Source organism: Pseudomonas sp. Gutcm_11s (assembly GCF_028649395.1).
Lineage (GTDB): Bacteria > Pseudomonadota > Gammaproteobacteria > Pseudomonadales > Pseudomonadaceae > Aquipseudomonas.
Genome location: NZ_JAQSUW010000006.1, coordinates 18,909 through 34,249 on the forward strand (window position 1 = coordinate 18,909; position 15,341 = coordinate 34,249).

Genomic DNA, 15,341 nt, shown 5'->3' on the forward strand with positions numbered 1-15,341 from the left:
TTGGCGAGGGTGAATGGGGTTGGTGCGGCCAGGCTGCTCAGTGTCGAGCGGCGCCGGCCGGTGGCTGACGAATGCTGGTGCGCAGCGCGCGCCACAGGCTGACCAGGCGGTTGGCCGATGCGGCGGAGCAGGGGTGTTCCAGTGCGGCGGCCATCTGCGGCAGCAGCAGATTGGCTTCCCACTCCATGGCGTCACTGTTCGATGAGGAAGCCGCGGGCGTGTCGTGCCATTGCACGGACGGCTGCATTTCCCAGCTACGCGAATCGCTTCTGTTCATGTCACGGCCTCCTCGTCAGATATCCAGCACCAGGGGTTGCGGGCTGTCGTCGGTCTGCGCCGGTACGGCGCAGCAGATCAGTACCTTGTCGCCGTCCGGCAGCTGCGCCGGCGGATTGGGGTAGTGCACGGTGCCGCTGACCAGCCTGGCGGCGCAGGTGCCGCACGAGCCGCCACGGCAGCTGAATTCGGGGCTCAGGCCACGGCTTTCGGCCAGCTCCAGCAGGCTGCCGCTGTCGGGCTTCCAGCGCGCCTCGGTAGCCGAGGCGGAGAAGTACACCGGCACCGGCACAGTGGCCGCCGGTGGCTGTTCCAGACTCGGTGGCTGCTCGCTCTGCGAACGGCGCAGGGCGGAGGGGCCGAAGGCCTCGGCGTGGATGCGCTGGTCGGGGATGTTGAGGCCGCGCAGGCCGTCGTACATGTCCTGCAGAAAACCGCTGGGGCCGCAGAGGTAGAAGTCGTAGTCGTCCAGCGGCAGGCGCGCCTTGACCTGGGCGAAGCTCAGGCGGCCGGCCAGTTGGTAATCGCGCTCGAGCTGCGCCTCGGCGCCGGGGCTGCTCAGGGCGCGGTGGATATGCAGCAGTCCGGCCGACTGCTGTTGCAGCGCGCTCAGTTCTTCGCGGAAGGGCAACTCGGCGAGGCTGCGGGCACTGTGGAACAGATGGATATGCCGCTCGCGCTGGTGCTGGCGGTTCTGCGCCACCAGTTCGCGGGCCATGGAGACCATCGGGGTGATGCCGACGCCGGCACCGATCAGCACCACCGGCCGGTCGGTTTCGTCGACCAGGGTGAAGCTGCCCAGTGGGCTGCGCACCTCCAGCAGGTCGCCCACCTGGACGTTTTCATGCAGGTGGCGCGAGGCCTTGCCCTGCAGCTTCACGCTGATGCGGATATGCCCGTCCGATGGCGCGCTGGAGACGCTGTAGGTCCTCACTAGTGCCTCGTCGCTGGCCTGCAGGCGCATCGGCAGGTGCTGGCCGGCGGCGAAGGTCACGCTGGCGTTGTCCTGCGGGGCGAGGAACAGCGAGCGGATGTCGCTGCTCTCCTGCTGCACCCGCGCTACGCGCCATTGCTGCCATTGCCGGCGCTGCTCGTACTGCCGCACGCGCTCCTCGGTCTCCGCCCAGGTGCCGGTGGCCAGGCTGGTCGGCGCGTAGTCGTGGAACTGCCAGCGAATGCCCACGGCGGCCGGGCGCAGCACCACGTGCTCGACCTCGACCGTCCACAGCCGCTCCGCGCCTTCGAAAGACTTGGTCAGCGGGCTGTCGAGTAGCAGCTCGGTGCGCCCGCTGACTTGCAGCATGTCGCCGCTGGCGAAGTCGACGAACAGCAGGCCGGCGATCGGGTTGGCCTGCAGGTTGCCCAGGGTGTTGAAGAACAGGTTGCCGGCGTAGTCGGGGATGGTCAGGCGGTTGCCCTCGACCCTGACGAAGCCGGCGCGGCCGCCACGGTGGGAGACGTCCACCGAGCGGCTGTGGTCGTCATGCTCGACGTAGCTGGCGATGAAGAAGGTGTCGGCGGCGCGGATCAGCGCGCTGCTGTAGTCGTCCAGGCCGGCGAAGTCCTGGCGCGGCGGCTTGCCGCCTGCCGGTGCGGTGACGCGGGTGTAGGAGCGTTCCTGGATGTACTTGGGGCAGTTGCCGTAGGAGTGCTCGACCTCCACCGCGAAGCCTGCGGCCGAGGCCTGTTGGATCACGCCGTTGATGCGGTTGCGGCGGCGCGTATGCAGTTCGATGCCGAGCATGCCGATGGCGCTACCCGCCTGCAGGCCGGCGGCGGCCGGGTCCTGCGTGTCGAGCTGGCTGGCGAGGAACAGGTGCTGCGGGTCGGCGGAGGTGACGAAGCCTTCCGGCCCTTCGAGCAGGGTGGCCCAGGGGCGGCCGTCTGCATCTACCGCGCCGACCACCATGAACGGCAGCTGCTGGTAGAACTCGCGGTGCTGGTCGGGCATGTAGTCGCGGATGACCTTCTGCCCGATCACTTCCATGCGCTCGATGGCGTGCACGCTTTCCTGCAGCTGGCGCTCGCCGGCGTGCCAGGGCGATTTACGGTGCTTGGGCAGATGGTCCATGACGTGCTCCTTGAGAGGACTGCCGGGAAACCCGGCAGCCTGGTCGACACTCAGTTGGCTTGCAGACCCGCGGCGGTGCGCGGCATGGCCACGAAGCCGGGCAGTGCCTCGATGCGCTGCAGCCAGGCCCGTACGTTCGGGTAGGCCTCCAGCGACACGTTTCCTTCCGGGGCATGGGCGATGTAACTGTAGTTGGCGACATCGGCGATGGTTGGCGTCGAGCCGGTCAGGAAGGGCACGGCATCGAGTTCACCTTCCATCAGGGTGAGCAGGGCATGGGCGCGGTTGATCACTTCTTCGGCATTGAACTTGGCGCCGAACACGGTGATCAGGCGGGCTGCTGCCGGGCCGAAGGCGAGCTGCCCGGCAGCTACCGACAACCAGCGCTGCACCTGGGCTGCGGCAGCCGGCTCTTCGGACAGCCAGCGGCCTGCGCCGTATTGCTTGGCCAGGTACACCAAGATGGCGTTGGAGTCGCTGAGGATCACGCCGCTGTCGTCGATCACCGGCACCTGGCCGAAGGCGTTGATGGCCAGGAAACGCTCCTGCTTGTGCTCGCCCTTGGCCAGGTCGACGAAGATGATCTCGGTGGGCAGTTGCAGCAGCGACAGCATCAGCTGGACGCGGTGAGCGTGGCCGGACAGCGGGAAGTGGTAGAGCTTGATCGGGGTGCGGGACATGGCGGTGATTCCTTGAGTGAGAGTGGTCGAGACCGAAGCGTGGTTGGGTTCGCGTCGATGGCTGTAGATTGAGCCAATGCACTCGGCGGCGGAATCGCCAAAAAATACAATCGATAATTGCGATTTATGAAATTGTTCGGGCGCAGCAAGTGCGCTGCTGAAGGGCGTCAGGCCTGCTGCAGGGCAGGGTGGGCACGCAGCAGCGGAGCGCTGAAGTCGATGAAGGTGCGCGTGCGCGCAGCAGCGCGACGGCCTTCACGGTAGATCAGGTGAGCGGGAAGACTGGGCAGGGCGAAGTCGCTCAGTACCGGTACCAGCAGGCCGGTCTGCAGCTCGTGGTGGACCTCATGGCTCATGCAGCGCACCAGGCCCAGGCCGGCGATGGCCGCGCGGATCGCCGCCTGCTGCGTGGTGCAGTTCAGGCGCGGGGCCGGGCGGATCAGGCGCACACCGTGTTCACCGCGAAAACGCCACTCGACCACATGGCCGGTGCTGCTGGTCGCGATGGTCTGGTGGGCGGCGAGATCGTCCGGGCTCAGTGGCCGGCCCCACTGCTGCAGATAGGCCGGTGCCGCGCACACGATAGGCGCCACGGCGCCGACGGCAACGGCAAAGCCGCTGGAGTCCGGCAGGTGGCCGACCACCAGCGCCACATCGATGCCGTCCTCCACCAGACGCGGCAGGTCTTCGCGGGTTTCGGTGGCGATGCTGACCTCGGGATACGCCGCCAGATAGTCCAGCACGACAGGGGTGAACACCTGATGGCTCATCAGCAGTGGCGCCGAGAGCGTCAGTTGCCCGGCAGGGCGCGCGTGCTGGCCAGTCGCGGAACGTTCGGCCTGCTCCACACCTTCCAGGATCTGCCGGCAACTGGCGGCGAACAGCATTCCGGCCGGGCTCAGGTCCGTGCCCCGTGCGCCGCGCAGCAGCAGGGTGGCATTCAGGCGTGCCTCCAGCGTGGCGAGGGTGCGCATGACGGTGGCGGTAGACAAGCCCACGGCTCGCGCAGCCGCGGCCAGGCTGCCAGCCTGGGCCACGGCGAGAAACACCTCCATTTCGCGAAAGCGATTCATGAGGCGCTGGCGGCGTTCAGCGCAGGGTTCTGTTGGAAACGCGCCACACAGTAATCGACGAAGCTGCGCACCTTGGCCGATGGCCGCGAGCCGAGATAGACCACGTGAATCGGCAGCGGTGGCGTGCCGAAGTCTTCCAGCACCAGTTCCAGTTCACCCTTGCCCAGGGCTTCGGCCGCCTGGTACGAGAGCACGCGGGTGAAGCCGCCTCCCAGGCGTGCGGCACGGATCGCCGCCTGGTTGGAACTGACGGTCAGGCGTGGTTTCAGGGGCAGGGTCATCGGGCCGTTGGGGCCCATCAGTTGCCACTGGGTCATCGCGGCACTGGCGGAGGTCATGATGATCTGCGCCGTCAACAGGTCGTCCGGGGTTTGCGGCCTGGATACCTGGTCCAGGTAACGGGGCGATGCGCAGATTACCGAGCGCACCTCGCCCACCTTCAGCGCGTGGTAGTCACCCTCCGGCAGACGACCGATGCGGATGGCCACATCCACGCCTTCCTCGGCCATGTTGACCGGGCGATCCACCAGCAGCGCATTGATGTTCAGCTCCGCGTGCTCGGCGAGGAAGCTGCTGATCAGCGGGATGACATGCAGCTCGCCGAACATCACCGGTGCGGTGACCGTCAGGGTGCCGCGCACCCGCACGCTGGCACCCGCGGCGAGGTCTTCGGCCTCTTCCAGTTCGAGCAGGATGCGCCGGCAGTCTTCCACATAGCGCCGGCCGGCTTCGGTCAGGCGCAGGCTGCGCGTGCTGCGTGCCAGCAGCAGGGTGCCGAGGCGGTTCTCCAGTGCGGCAATCGCCCGGGTCACGCTCGGTGGCGACATGCCCAGCAGCTTGGCGCCACCGGCAAAGCTCTGCGCTTCCGTGACGGCCAGCAGCACTTTCATTTCCTGAAACCTGTCCACGATCACCGCCAGTTTGCCGAGGGGATTGGGCCGCTATCAGTGCAGCGCCTGACAGTAGCCTAATGGCCAGGGCAGATGGCTGTCAGCTTGCGTATTCGCTCTGCAGCCCTGCGCGTGGATGGCCGGCTCAGCCGCGATTGGCGTCGAGGAAGTCCTGGTAGTGCTGGGCGGTTTCTTCCGGGCGCTCGAGCATCGGCACGTGGCCGCAGTCCTTCATGATCACCACGCTGGGCTTCTGCAGCAGCGGCTTCATCACCTCGATGCTGGAGATATCCAGCACCCGATCCCGGTCGCCCCACAGCAGCAGTGTCGGCGCTTGGATCTTCGGCAGCTCCGGCTCCAGCGGCACGTAGTTCTCACGCAGCTGGCTGAAGATCTGGTCGTAGTGCACGCGATTGGCCATCGACTGTGCGGCGAAGTGGCGCTTGAGCGATTCCGGCATGCTGGGCGGGTTGGCGAAGACGAACTGCATCACTGTGTCGAAATCCTCCGGCTTGCGTACCACCAGCGGGTTGGGCTCGCCGCGCTGGATGCGCTGGAACATCTCGCTCTTGGTCGGCGCCGTCACGCCGGCGTTGTTCAGCAGCGCCAGGCTGAGCACCTCGTCGCCATAACGCGCGCTGTAGAGCGCGGCGATATGGCCGCCCATGGAGTTGCCGATCAGGTGCAGCTTGCGGATGCCCAGCGCCTGGGTCAGCGCATGCAGGCGTTCGACCTGGCTGGCAACGTCATAGCCGACCTCCGGCTTGCTGCTTTCGCCGAAGCCCGGCAGGTCCAGGGCGATGACGTGATAGCGCTCGGTGAGCGGGCGGGAGAAGCGCAGCCAGGTGTCGCGATTGCCACCGAAGCCGTGCAGCATCAGCAGGGTTTCGCCGTCCGCCGGGCCCCCTTCGTAGTAGCGGATGTCGAATTCGCCGACCCGGATGTCCTTGGTCGAGAGCCCGGCCAGGCGGCGTTCGAGCAACTGCGTGGTGGCGAGCAGAGCGGTGGGGGAAAAGTACAGGACGGCCGCAGCGGCCGCGCCCAGCACGGCGATGATCGAAGTCAGTTTCTTCATGGCAAGTCCCTATGGCTCAGCGTCGTTGAGGTGGCCGCCCTGACGCATGCGCGGTTAGCGAGGCGGTACGCGGCAATATCCGGGATGCGAGGGGCGCCGGGCTATCGCTCTTCCGGGGTATCTGGCGGCGGACTACAGGGGATGGCCGGCACGGGAAATGGCGGATTTCGCGGGGGCATGCGCGGGATGCAAGGCAGTGCATTCATCTTTGCCGGCAATCCAGTCATGCTTGCCGCATTCTCCTGTCGCGGAGCCCTCCATGCTCGCTCTGATTGCCCAACATCCACTCACCATCGGCGTCGCTTTGCTGCTCGCCGACCTCGCGTGCTGGCGCCTGTTGCCGGCCGAGGCCAAGGTCTTGCGGGTGCTGCTGCGCCTGGGGATCTTCATCGCCTACAGCGTGGCGATTATCAGTGCCGGGATGAGCCCGCTGCAGCCACCACCGTGGAGCGAGCCGGCGCAGAACATGCTCGGCTCCGTATTGGGTATCGCCTGGTGGCTGCTCTGCGCGCGCACCCTGACCGTGGTGCTCGGCGTGTTGCTGATGCCGCGCAGCGGCCACACCGGGCGCCTGCTGCAGGACGTGCTGGGGGCGGTGATCTTCCTCGCCGCCATAGTCGCGGCGGCGGCCTACATCATGCAGTTGCCGGTCAAAGGCCTGCTGGCCACCTCCGGGGTGGTCGCCATCGTCATCGGCCTGGCCCTGCAGAACACCCTGGGCGACGTGTTCTCCGGCATCGTGCTGAACACCACCAAACCCTATCGCCTGGATGACTGGGTATCGATCGACGGGGTCGAAGGCAAGGTGATCGAGATCGACTGGCGTGCCACGCACCTGCGCACCAGCCAGGGCAGTACCGTGGTGATCCCCAACTCGGTGGCCGCCAAGACCAAGGTCCTCAACCTCAATCGCTCCACCGATATCGATAACCTCAAACTGAGCATCAGCGTGCCGGCGCAGGTACGGCCACGCCTGGTGCTGGATGCCCTCAACCGCACCCTGCAAGGTGTCAGCGAGCTGTTGCGCACGCCCAAGCCGAAGGTGTCGATCAAGAGCTCCGACCTCGGCACGGTGGAATACGAGATGAGTGCCTTCGTGGCCGCCGGCAGCAGCTCGAACGAGGTGCGCAATCTGCTTTTCGACCTGGCTCACCGGCACCTGCAGGCCGCCGGCATTCTGCGGGGCGCCGCGCTCCCCGATGTCTCGCGCAGCCGCCAGCGCGCCCTGCTCGACGACGTGAAGATCTTCCGTGCGCTGAGTGCCGAGGAAAAGGACCGACTGGCCGAACTGCTGGTAGCGCAGACCTTTGGCAACGGTCAGGTGGTGCTGGAAGTCGGCGAGGTCAGCGAGCAGTTGCTGCTAATCGGTACTGGTGTCATATCGGCAGCCGTGCCCAATGGCAGCGAGATAATCGAGGCCGGGCGCATGGGCCCTGGCGAAGTCCTGGGCGAGCAGGGCGTAACCTTCGGCACGCCGTCCGAGGCGCGTTTCACCGCGCTCAGCTCGGGGGTGCTCTACTGCCTCGACAAGGAATCGCTGCAGGCCTGCCTGGAGCAACGCAGCGAAGTTGGCAGCTCGCTGGCCAAGCTGCAAAGCTTCCGCCAGCAGGCCAGCGCCTCGCTGCTGGAACAGAAACCAGTGGCGATCAAGAAGGGCAAGTTTCTCAGCTGGCTGCAGCGCTCTTGAAGGCAGGCGCCGGCCACGTTGGCGTGGCTGGCGCGGTTATCAGCTCTCCAGGCATCAGCCGCCAGGTGATTGCAGGGCAGCCTGCAGCCTGTCTTGGTGAAACGGGCCGGCTGGCTCAAGCGCTGCTTCCTCGCAAAGCCTTGTTATAGAGCGGTCGGCACTGATGGGCGGGGGAGTGATATGGTTGCCCCGAATTCCTCGCAGTAGATTCTCGTGACCTCGCAAACCGCCTCCCGACTGCAGTCCATCGATACCCTTCGAGGGCTGGTCATCCTCTTCATGCTCCTCGACCACGTCCGCGAAACCTTCTACCTGCACATGCAGGTGAGCGACCCGATGGATGTGGGCCAAACCGAGCCAGCACTGTTCTTCAGTCGTACGCTGGCCCACCTCTGTGCACCGGTCTTCGTCTTCCTGACTGGCCTCTCGGCATATCTCTACGGAGAAAAGCACGATGGCCGAGCAGGCGTCTCCAGCTTCCTGTTCAAGCGAGGACTGTTCCTGGTCGTGCTGGAGATCACCCTGGTGAACTTCGCGTGGACCTTCCAGCTGATGCCCAGCGTCATCTACCTTCAGGTCATCTGGGCTATTGGCCTGAGCATGCTGGCCTTGTCGCTGCTGGTATGGCTGCCGCGAGGATTGCTGATTGTCCTTGGCGTGGTTCTGGTGGCCGGGCACAACCTGCTCGATGACCTGCACTTCATGCCGGGAGACTGGGCCTACATCCCCTGGTCGATCCTGCATGACCGGGGCTGGATCGAGGTCACGGACAGCATGCGCCTGCGCACTTCATACCCGCTGCTGCCCTGGATTGGCGTGATCGTGCTGGGCTATGTCGCCGGAACCTGGTTCGGCCGGACTGGAGACGCGCCTCGCCGCCAGCGCAATCTGCTGATCGCTGCCGGCGCGGCGTTAGGTGGCTTCGTGCTTCTGCGTCTGCTCAATAGCTACGGCGAGAAGCCCTGGGCTGCTGGCGATAGCGCAATGCAGACAGCGATGAGCTTCCTGAATATCACCAAGTATCCGCCGTCACTCCTCTTTCTGGCGCTGACCCTGGGCATCGGCCTATTGCTGCTGGTCTTCTTCGAACGCCGAGGGCAGGGGCTGCTGACTCGCCCGCTGGCAGTGTTTGGGGCCGCCCCAATGTTCTTCTACCTGCTGCATCTGTATGTGCTGAAGCTGCTCTACCTGGGCTGCGTCGCGATCTGGGGAGAAAACCAAGGGCAGTACTTCGGTTTCGACTCGGTGCCGGCGTTGTGGCTCTGTTCCCTGCTGCTGATCGTTGCTCTGTACCCGCCAGTACGCTGGTTCGCACAGCTCAAGGCGCGTCGACGCGATATTCGGTGGTTGAAGTATCTGTAGGAGTCGAAGCAGGCGGTGACAGCCTGCTGTCGGCCAAAAGCCGGCCGCTCGTAACCGATAGCAGATAGCTCACGGTCACGAACGCCCTCGCTTCGGCCCTATTCCCCCATGGCAGCCAGCACTGCGCTCAGCTTTTCCCGTGTTGCCACTGTGCATGATTGCATCGGTTCGCGAAGCTCATCGGCAATCAAGCCCTGCAAGGCCAGTGCGCTCTTGATGACAGCTGGATTTGGCTCAGCGAAAGCCACCTGCATCCAGGGCAGCAAGCGGTAAAAGGTGCGACGTGCAGCTCCAAGTTCTCCCTGCGCCACCTGGCGTTGCATCAACACATGAAGGTCGGTGCGGATGTGAGAGGAAGCGGATATCGCTCCGACGGCCCCCAGGCATTGGCTACCAAACATCTGTAGATCCTCACCGGACAGCACTGCGACATTGCCATCGGCGATCAGCGCCATGGTGGCCTCCGGGTCTCCACCGCAGTCCTTAATAGCCCTGATACGAGGGTGGCGAACGATACGTCGTAAGGTCTCGCGCTCAATCCTCACGCCGGTACGGTAAGGGATGTCGTAAAGCACTAACGGCACGGTCGCGGCGTCCGCCACAGTCTGGAAGAAAGCCTCCAGGCCTTGCTGAGATGGACGAATGTAGTAAGGCGCTGGTACCAGCAGGCCAGCCAGCGGGCGCTGCTGGATCTCATGCTGAAATTCGAGCAGCTCGCGGAGGTTGTTGCCGGACAACCCCATGATGACCTGCTGCGGCGGTACCCACCGCAGTACAGCATCCAGCACCACGAGCTGTTCTTCCTGGCTCAGCGCTGCCGCTTCACCGGTAGAGCCGCAGACAACGAAGCCCGAAACCCCGTCCTCCAAAAGCTTGCTCACCAGGCCTTGTAGGGAAGCAAGATCGATCTCTCCGGCCCGAAAGGGAGTGATCAAGGCCACCCAAATCCCACGAAAATCAGACATGCGAAAACTCCTTGTGGCTGACCGTAAAGTCGCCGTCAGGGAGGGTGTGGGATCAAGCGTGAGGGAGGTATGACCTAGCGCATTGTGTCCTGTCAGCCCATCTGACGGGACAGCGCGCCCCGGTCAAATGAGCGACTGTTTCTTGGATTTATTGGCAACGGTGACACACACGCAAACCAGGGCGAGAGAGCCCGGGAATGGCAGCGAGTGGTCGAAGGTCGGGAACATTGGGTGTCCGTTGCGTGAGTCCTAAGGCCGATAGTGCGCAGCGCTTGATAGAGCTGTCAACAAAGCTTGTGTGGAGACGTGGCCACGGCTACCAGACCACGTTCACGGCGGCAGCGATTCTTCTGATTGCGTCTGCTGGGGCGGCTTTGCTCACCGCCAGAGCTAAGCAAACAGCAACAGCTAAATCTTGATCACCAGGCGTCCAGACCAAATGGCGGCTTCTGGCCGGAAGCTGCCGATCAGACGTCGGTACCCAAACCTGAGAGGACGGGAAGGTCAATTCAACGCTCTAGGTAGCGCTCCATCCGCTTTCTGATTGACACCCCGAAAACCTCTCAGTAGTGTCCGCCCTCCTTCCTTTCCGGCCACCTTTGCCGTGAACCGCCCTGGCGTTAACTCGCGAAGCGGTCATACAAGTTGCCGACACTTATACGGTCGCTATCTACCAGCGCGCCTCCTTTCCGATATCAAGTGTAAAGGATGATTCTATGATCATTCGTCAGGCTACTAACGCCGACCATCCGCTGCTGCTCAACATTTGGCTGCGCTCCGTTCGCGCCACCCACCACTTCCTGCAAGAGTCCGATATTGAGGCATTGCTTCCTCAGCTTCGCGATAACTACCTACCCGCTGTTGAGCTATGGGTTGCGGTAGATGCAGAGGACTCGCCACTAGGATTTATCGGGCTCAATGAAAACCACGTAGAGATGCTCTTCATCGAGCCTGACCTGCGAGGGAACGGCATTGGCCGCGCACTGTTGGATCATGCTCGGGGTTCGCGCAATCAGATGAGTGTTGACGTGAATGAGCAGAACCCCGAAGCGGTAGGGTTCTATTTACATTACGGGTTTGTTCAAACAGGTCGCTCTCCGCTTGATGGCGAGGGTCGCCCCTTCCCCCTGCTACACCTGAGCTTGCCCAGCTAAGGCCGTAATCGTGAGTGGCCCCTAAGCTCCGCTGCGGGGCGATTCCAATTCCACTCAGACAGCGATTCTAGATCTCTGACTTGCCTTTCAGATGAGGCCTATTGCAGCCTGTCGTGAGCCACGCTACCGGCCAAAAGGGGACAGATTTACGTAGGTCTCTCCGCTTTAGCGTAGCCGGGGCGCACGTTACTTGACGCGGTAGAGCACCAGGGAGCCGAGGTCGATCAGGCGGCCGGGCTCGTAGCGTTCGATCACCACCTTCTCATCCCAGCGCTTCTTGCTGAACGCGTCCGGCTCATGGGTCATGGTCAGCAGGTTGCCCTTGAGCTTGAAGCTTAGGGTGGCCTGGACGCGGTTGCGCACCTCCATGCCCTTGCGGTCCATGCGCACGGTGGTGGCGCCGAACACCCAATAGCCACGCAGGGGCGAGGCGAAGTCCAAATCTGACCAGGTGCCTTGCAGGTCGGCCAGGGTTAGCAGGGGCGGGTTGGCCTTCTCGGCGTCTGCGTAGCTCGCCTCGATGTCGTCAGCCGGGGTCGAGGCCTTGCCTGTTTGTGGCTCGCTGGCAGGGGCGGGCGCCGTGGTGGGCGGCTCGTGGGCGATCTCTTCCTGGTTCTCCGGGGTATCGCAGGGGCGGTCGGAGAACTGCGTGGCGCCATTGGCGGCCTTGCATTTGAAGATGGCGGCGGAGGCCGGGGCCAGCGGTGCGAGGAGCAGGGCGCAGGCGAGAAGGGTAGAGGCGAAGCTGAAGGGGGAGCGCATCAAGCATCCTTGTGATGGGGCCGCGATGGTGGAGGAGTCTATCCATTGGCCCAGGGCCGTGACAGCCCCGGCGAGGAAGCGGAGTTTACGAGCTGTAAATGAGCATTCCGAACCCGTTTTTAACGAAGCATCACCGAGCGCAGGCACTTTTCGTACAGAGCCTAAGGCGGCGAATCAAACTTCAATCGAGCGGCCGTTTCTGGCCGGTAGCAGTCGTCAGCTCTGAGTTCCAACCAGGTACTCGTCGCGCTGCTGATCGATACGATCTACACACTTTCACAACCTGCTCTTGCCTCCGACCGGCAACGTGCGGCTGGTCTCCGGTGTACTGCTAATTGCGCATAGAGCTTTCTGAGCCACCTCTGTTACATAGCCATGATCAAAACCGAAGGGCGGCGCCTCAATGAGAAGTGCAGATAGCGCGCAACAGACCGGCGAACAGACGTGGCTGTGGTGTGCGGCGACGATCTTCAGCTTGATCGCTTTTGCAGCGAACTCTGTCTTTTGTCGTCTGGCGCTGAGAAGCGGTGATATCGACCCTGATTCCTTCACAGCCATTCGTTTGCTGGGAGGTGCGCTTGTTCTGCTGCCGCTCTGCCTGAAGCCGCTGAAGTCTGGCGCATCCAGAGGCACTTGGCGTGGTGGTTTCTATCTCTTCGTGTATGCCTACCTCTTCTCGCTAGCCTATGTGCAGCTGGACGCAGGCGTTGGCGCACTGATCTTGTTTGGCGCCGTGCAGATCACGATGTTCGCCCTGGGCATGAGAGGAGGGGAGAAGCTTCAGATGTGGGTAGTGCTGGGAATGCTGATGGCGTTCTCTGGCCTGATCGTCCTGCTCGCTCCAGGTGGCAGTGCGCCGCCCCTCGTCAGCGCGCTATTCATGGCGGTCGCCGGCATTGCCTGGGGATGCTACTCGGTGCTGGGCAAGCGCTCGGAAAGCCCGGCTCGCGATACCGCAGGAAACTTCCTGCGCAGCCTGCCACCGATGGTAATCGTTGCGGTGATAGGGCTTTCCCAGGCAAGTCTGCACATCACTCCGACAGGGGCGATTTACGCTATCGCGTCAGGAGTTCTTGCCTCCGGAGCAGGTTACGTCGTGTGGTACGCGGTCGTGAAACGGCTGCGTGCGCAGACAGCCGCAACCCTGCAGCTGAGCGTTCCGGTGCTTGCCTCGATTGCGGGAGTGGTACTGCTCAGCGAGCCCCTTTCTGCTCGAATGGTGGCCGCTTCCCTGATTGTGCTGGGAGGGATTGCGCTAGCACTGCTTGGTGCAAAGCGCTGAGGTAGGTCGGCGGGAGAGCCTTTCGCGGGCGTTCACCTGCGGCCAAAGCGATCCTGCCGATTGCCTCTTCATCGCTATTGGCCAGCAGTCACTCGCATTTCTTGCCAGTGACTGCCTTGCCTCGGCGATTCAATGCCAGGGCCGCGCTTTTTAGTCCGAGGCCTGCTCGGCAGCGGTAGCGTCGGCGGGGGCCTGGGTCTGCTCTTTCGGCTTTGCCTGAGCGCGTCGTGCCTGGCTGCGCTGGCGCTTGACCTGCTGCTTGGCATGCAGCGCCTGGGCCGCCGTCACGGTGCCAACTGCCTGGCCGTTCAAGTCCAGACGCGGGGCATTTTCCGTCATGCTCGACCAGTACCGGCTGCCTCGGCACCAGGTGGCGAGGCCCTGCTTGAGCTGCTCGGCGGTGATGCCGAGTAGCTCCAGGTGCTGCTCGGCATCCTTGAGAATGCCTTCTTTGAGCGGAACCTTGGGTGCCGGATTGACCGGGAAGGCCAGGGGGAAGTGCTTCTGCAAACGCCAGATCGCTTCCACTGCCGGGTCCTGCTCGCGAGGAGCCGCTGGGCGGGAAGACTTCGGCTTGCGCTTGTCAGTCTTTACCTGCTCTGTTCCCTTTACCTGCTCTTTTTCAGCTCGCAGGCGGTCGCGTAGATCAGCTAATTGTTCAAAACCCATCGTTCAGTTCGCAGACTCGTGGTTGGTTCGTTGCGGGCGATTATCCCATGACTCTTGTGCAACGGCGTGACCAAGTATCGGTGTGGCCAAGACAATGCTCGCAATTGTTTGGTTAGCGCAGCGGAAGCTCTGAGTTTCAGCCTTGCTGCCGTGGGGCACCGCGCGCGTTCTTCTTCTCCAGGATCAGCGAGGCTTCGTTGTAGGCCTGCTGGAAGGCGTCGCTGCCGACCCAGTTCACCGCCGCGTCTTCGTCTTCGTCGTGGAAGATGCCGCGATAGACGATCAGCAGGCCCATCATGAAGTCGATCGCCGACTCTTGCGATTCCTCCGCGACCACCAGTTCCAGCACCGGGTATTGCAGGAATACCAGGCACATCGCCAGCAGGCTGATGCCTTCGCCGACCTTCATCGCCTGGAACAGATCATCGAAGTGCGCCGGGTCGAAGCCGTTCTCTTCGATGTCCTTGAAGTCGAAGGTGCTCAGGTCGATTTCCACATCATCGAACGGCTCGTTGACCAGCGGATTGGCCAGCAGCGGGTGCACGACATTGGGCTTGGACTTGCCCGAGCGATTCTGTTTGGCCTTGGCTTTAGCCCGCTGGGCGCGTTTGTGCTGTTTATCCGGGGAGGCCATGGGGCGTGTTCCTTGTTCGGTGCAGCCATGTGCATGGCGCGAGATCATTGTGTGCACATTGTATTCAGTCTTGGCTGGGGGCGTTGGCTGTTGTGCCTGCTGCCAGACAAGGGAACTCGGGGTGTAGCCCTTCAGTACGCTGTATGGCGCAAACTAGAGCGGTCTGTGTCTTCCGTCAGTGCATGTGCACTGCTACGGTCCGGCTTCCTTCGATTGCCCGTGGCGGCCATTCCCGACCGCTGTCGGCGCGCGATTACTTATCGTGGATTGATACTGATGTCGCTGATCACACAACGCGTGGAGCTTGCGCGCAACGGCGCCAACGACAAGGTGATTTGTCGGATGCCGTCGGGGTGGGCCGTCATGGGTGACGTGCAGTTCCTGGAAGGGTACTGCCTGCTGTTGCCGGACCCGGTCGTACCCAGCCTGAACGACCTGAGTGCGGAGGCCAGGACGACCTATCTGCTCGATATGGCGCGCATCGGCGACGCGGTTCTGCAGGTGACCGGCGCCCTGCGCATGAACTACGAGATTCTCGGCAACTCCGAGCCCGAGCTGCACTGTCACATCTTCCCCCGCTACGCCAGCGAGCCGGACGACAAGCGCAGGATGCCCGCCTGGTTCTACGACTGGAAAGCTGCGCCGCCCTATGTCGAGGAGCTGCATGGCGAGTTGCGCAGGCGCATCGCCGAGGTGCTGAGCGCATCTGGCCCAGGCTAGGTGTGCCTGCCTCACGTTGGTCCGGAAACCGTCCGTCGGGT

General features: G+C 63.5%; 15 protein-coding genes. 5 read left to right on the top strand and 10 right to left on the bottom strand.

From position 1 onward, the window contains the following. Positions 1-37: 37 nt before the first annotated feature. The 6 genes from PTT45_RS01010 to PTT45_RS01035 all read right to left on the bottom strand — a co-directional run bounded on the left by PTT45_RS01010 (position 38) and on the right by PTT45_RS01035 (position 6,065). On the bottom strand, positions 38-277 hold the full coding sequence (locus tag PTT45_RS01010; protein WP_273811020.1) for a hypothetical protein: 240 nt from the start codon (positions 275-277) through the stop codon (positions 38-40). A 15-nt stretch (positions 278-292) separates the two neighbouring features. After that, a complete protein-coding gene (locus PTT45_RS01015; protein WP_273811021.1) occupies positions 293-2,347 on the bottom strand; it encodes a pyridoxamine 5'-phosphate oxidase family protein in 2,055 nt (684 codons plus the stop codon). A 50-nt stretch (positions 2,348-2,397) separates the two neighbouring features. Beyond that, entirely contained in the window at positions 2,398-3,027 is a 630-nt protein-coding gene (locus PTT45_RS01020; protein WP_273811022.1) for a glutathione S-transferase family protein, read from the bottom strand. Positions 3,028-3,194: 167 nt separating this feature from the next. Continuing rightward, on the bottom strand, positions 3,195-4,100 hold the full coding sequence (locus PTT45_RS01025) for a LysR family transcriptional regulator (RefSeq protein WP_273811023.1): 906 nt from the start codon (positions 4,098-4,100) through the stop codon (positions 3,195-3,197). Further along, positions 4,097-4,990: a LysR family transcriptional regulator gene (locus tag PTT45_RS01030; RefSeq protein ID WP_273811024.1), complete on the bottom strand. Its 894-nt coding sequence runs from the start codon at positions 4,988-4,990 to the stop codon at positions 4,097-4,099. Before PTT45_RS01030 ends, PTT45_RS01025 begins: the two co-directional genes overlap by 4 nt. A gap of 145 nt (positions 4,991-5,135) precedes the next feature. After that, positions 5,136-6,065: an alpha/beta fold hydrolase gene (locus PTT45_RS01035; RefSeq protein ID WP_273811025.1), complete on the bottom strand. Its 930-nt coding sequence runs from the start codon at positions 6,063-6,065 to the stop codon at positions 5,136-5,138. Between the two features lie 259 nt (positions 6,066-6,324). On the opposite strand from PTT45_RS01035, the gene PTT45_RS01040 reads away from it, so the two are divergent. Together PTT45_RS01040 and PTT45_RS01045 are read left to right on the top strand one after the other, a co-directional pair. Next, on the top strand, positions 6,325-7,752 hold the full coding sequence (locus tag PTT45_RS01040; protein WP_273811026.1) for a mechanosensitive ion channel family protein: 1,428 nt from the start codon (positions 6,325-6,327) through the stop codon (positions 7,750-7,752). Positions 7,753-7,965: 213 nt separating this feature from the next. Then, entirely contained in the window at positions 7,966-9,114 is a 1,149-nt protein-coding gene (locus PTT45_RS01045) for a DUF1624 domain-containing protein (protein ID WP_273811027.1), read from the top strand. A 98-nt stretch (positions 9,115-9,212) separates the two neighbouring features. Here the strand turns inward: PTT45_RS01045 and dapA are convergent, their stop codons facing one another. Then, on the bottom strand, positions 9,213-10,079 hold the full coding sequence (gene dapA / locus PTT45_RS01050; RefSeq protein ID WP_273811029.1) for a 4-hydroxy-tetrahydrodipicolinate synthase: 867 nt from the start codon (positions 10,077-10,079) through the stop codon (positions 9,213-9,215). 716 nt (positions 10,080-10,795) lie between these two features. Here dapA and PTT45_RS01055 point away from each other — a divergent pair. Further along, positions 10,796-11,233 carry an acetyltransferase gene (locus PTT45_RS01055; protein WP_273811030.1) on the top strand — a complete coding sequence of 146 codons (438 nt, stop codon included), beginning with the start codon at positions 10,796-10,798 and terminating at the stop codon, positions 11,231-11,233. 186 nt (positions 11,234-11,419) lie between these two features. Here the strand turns inward: PTT45_RS01055 and PTT45_RS01060 are convergent, their stop codons facing one another. Continuing rightward, complete coding sequence (locus PTT45_RS01060) at positions 11,420-11,995, bottom strand: DUF4124 domain-containing protein (protein ID WP_273811031.1); 576 nt, start codon at positions 11,993-11,995, stop codon at positions 11,420-11,422. A gap of 403 nt (positions 11,996-12,398) precedes the next feature. On the opposite strand from PTT45_RS01060, the gene PTT45_RS01065 reads away from it, so the two are divergent. Beyond that, on the top strand, positions 12,399-13,277 hold the full coding sequence (locus PTT45_RS01065; RefSeq protein ID WP_273811032.1) for a DMT family transporter: 879 nt from the start codon (positions 12,399-12,401) through the stop codon (positions 13,275-13,277). 150 nt (positions 13,278-13,427) lie between these two features. On the opposite strand, the gene PTT45_RS01070 is transcribed toward PTT45_RS01065, so the two are convergent. Together PTT45_RS01070 and PTT45_RS01075 are read right to left on the bottom strand one after the other, a co-directional pair. Further along, complete coding sequence (locus tag PTT45_RS01070) at positions 13,428-13,946, bottom strand: ProQ/FinO family protein (RefSeq protein ID WP_273811033.1); 519 nt, start codon at positions 13,944-13,946, stop codon at positions 13,428-13,430. Between the two features lie 136 nt (positions 13,947-14,082). Next, positions 14,083-14,580 (bottom strand): hypothetical protein, encoded by a 498-nt coding sequence (locus tag PTT45_RS01075; protein ID WP_273811034.1) that lies wholly within the window; start codon positions 14,578-14,580, stop codon positions 14,083-14,085. 276 nt (positions 14,581-14,856) lie between these two features. Here PTT45_RS01075 and PTT45_RS01080 point away from each other — a divergent pair, with 276 nt between their 5' ends. Beyond that, on the top strand, positions 14,857-15,300 hold the full coding sequence (locus tag PTT45_RS01080) for an HIT family protein (RefSeq protein ID WP_273811035.1): 444 nt from the start codon (positions 14,857-14,859) through the stop codon (positions 15,298-15,300). The last annotated feature ends 41 nt before the right edge of the window (positions 15,301-15,341 follow it).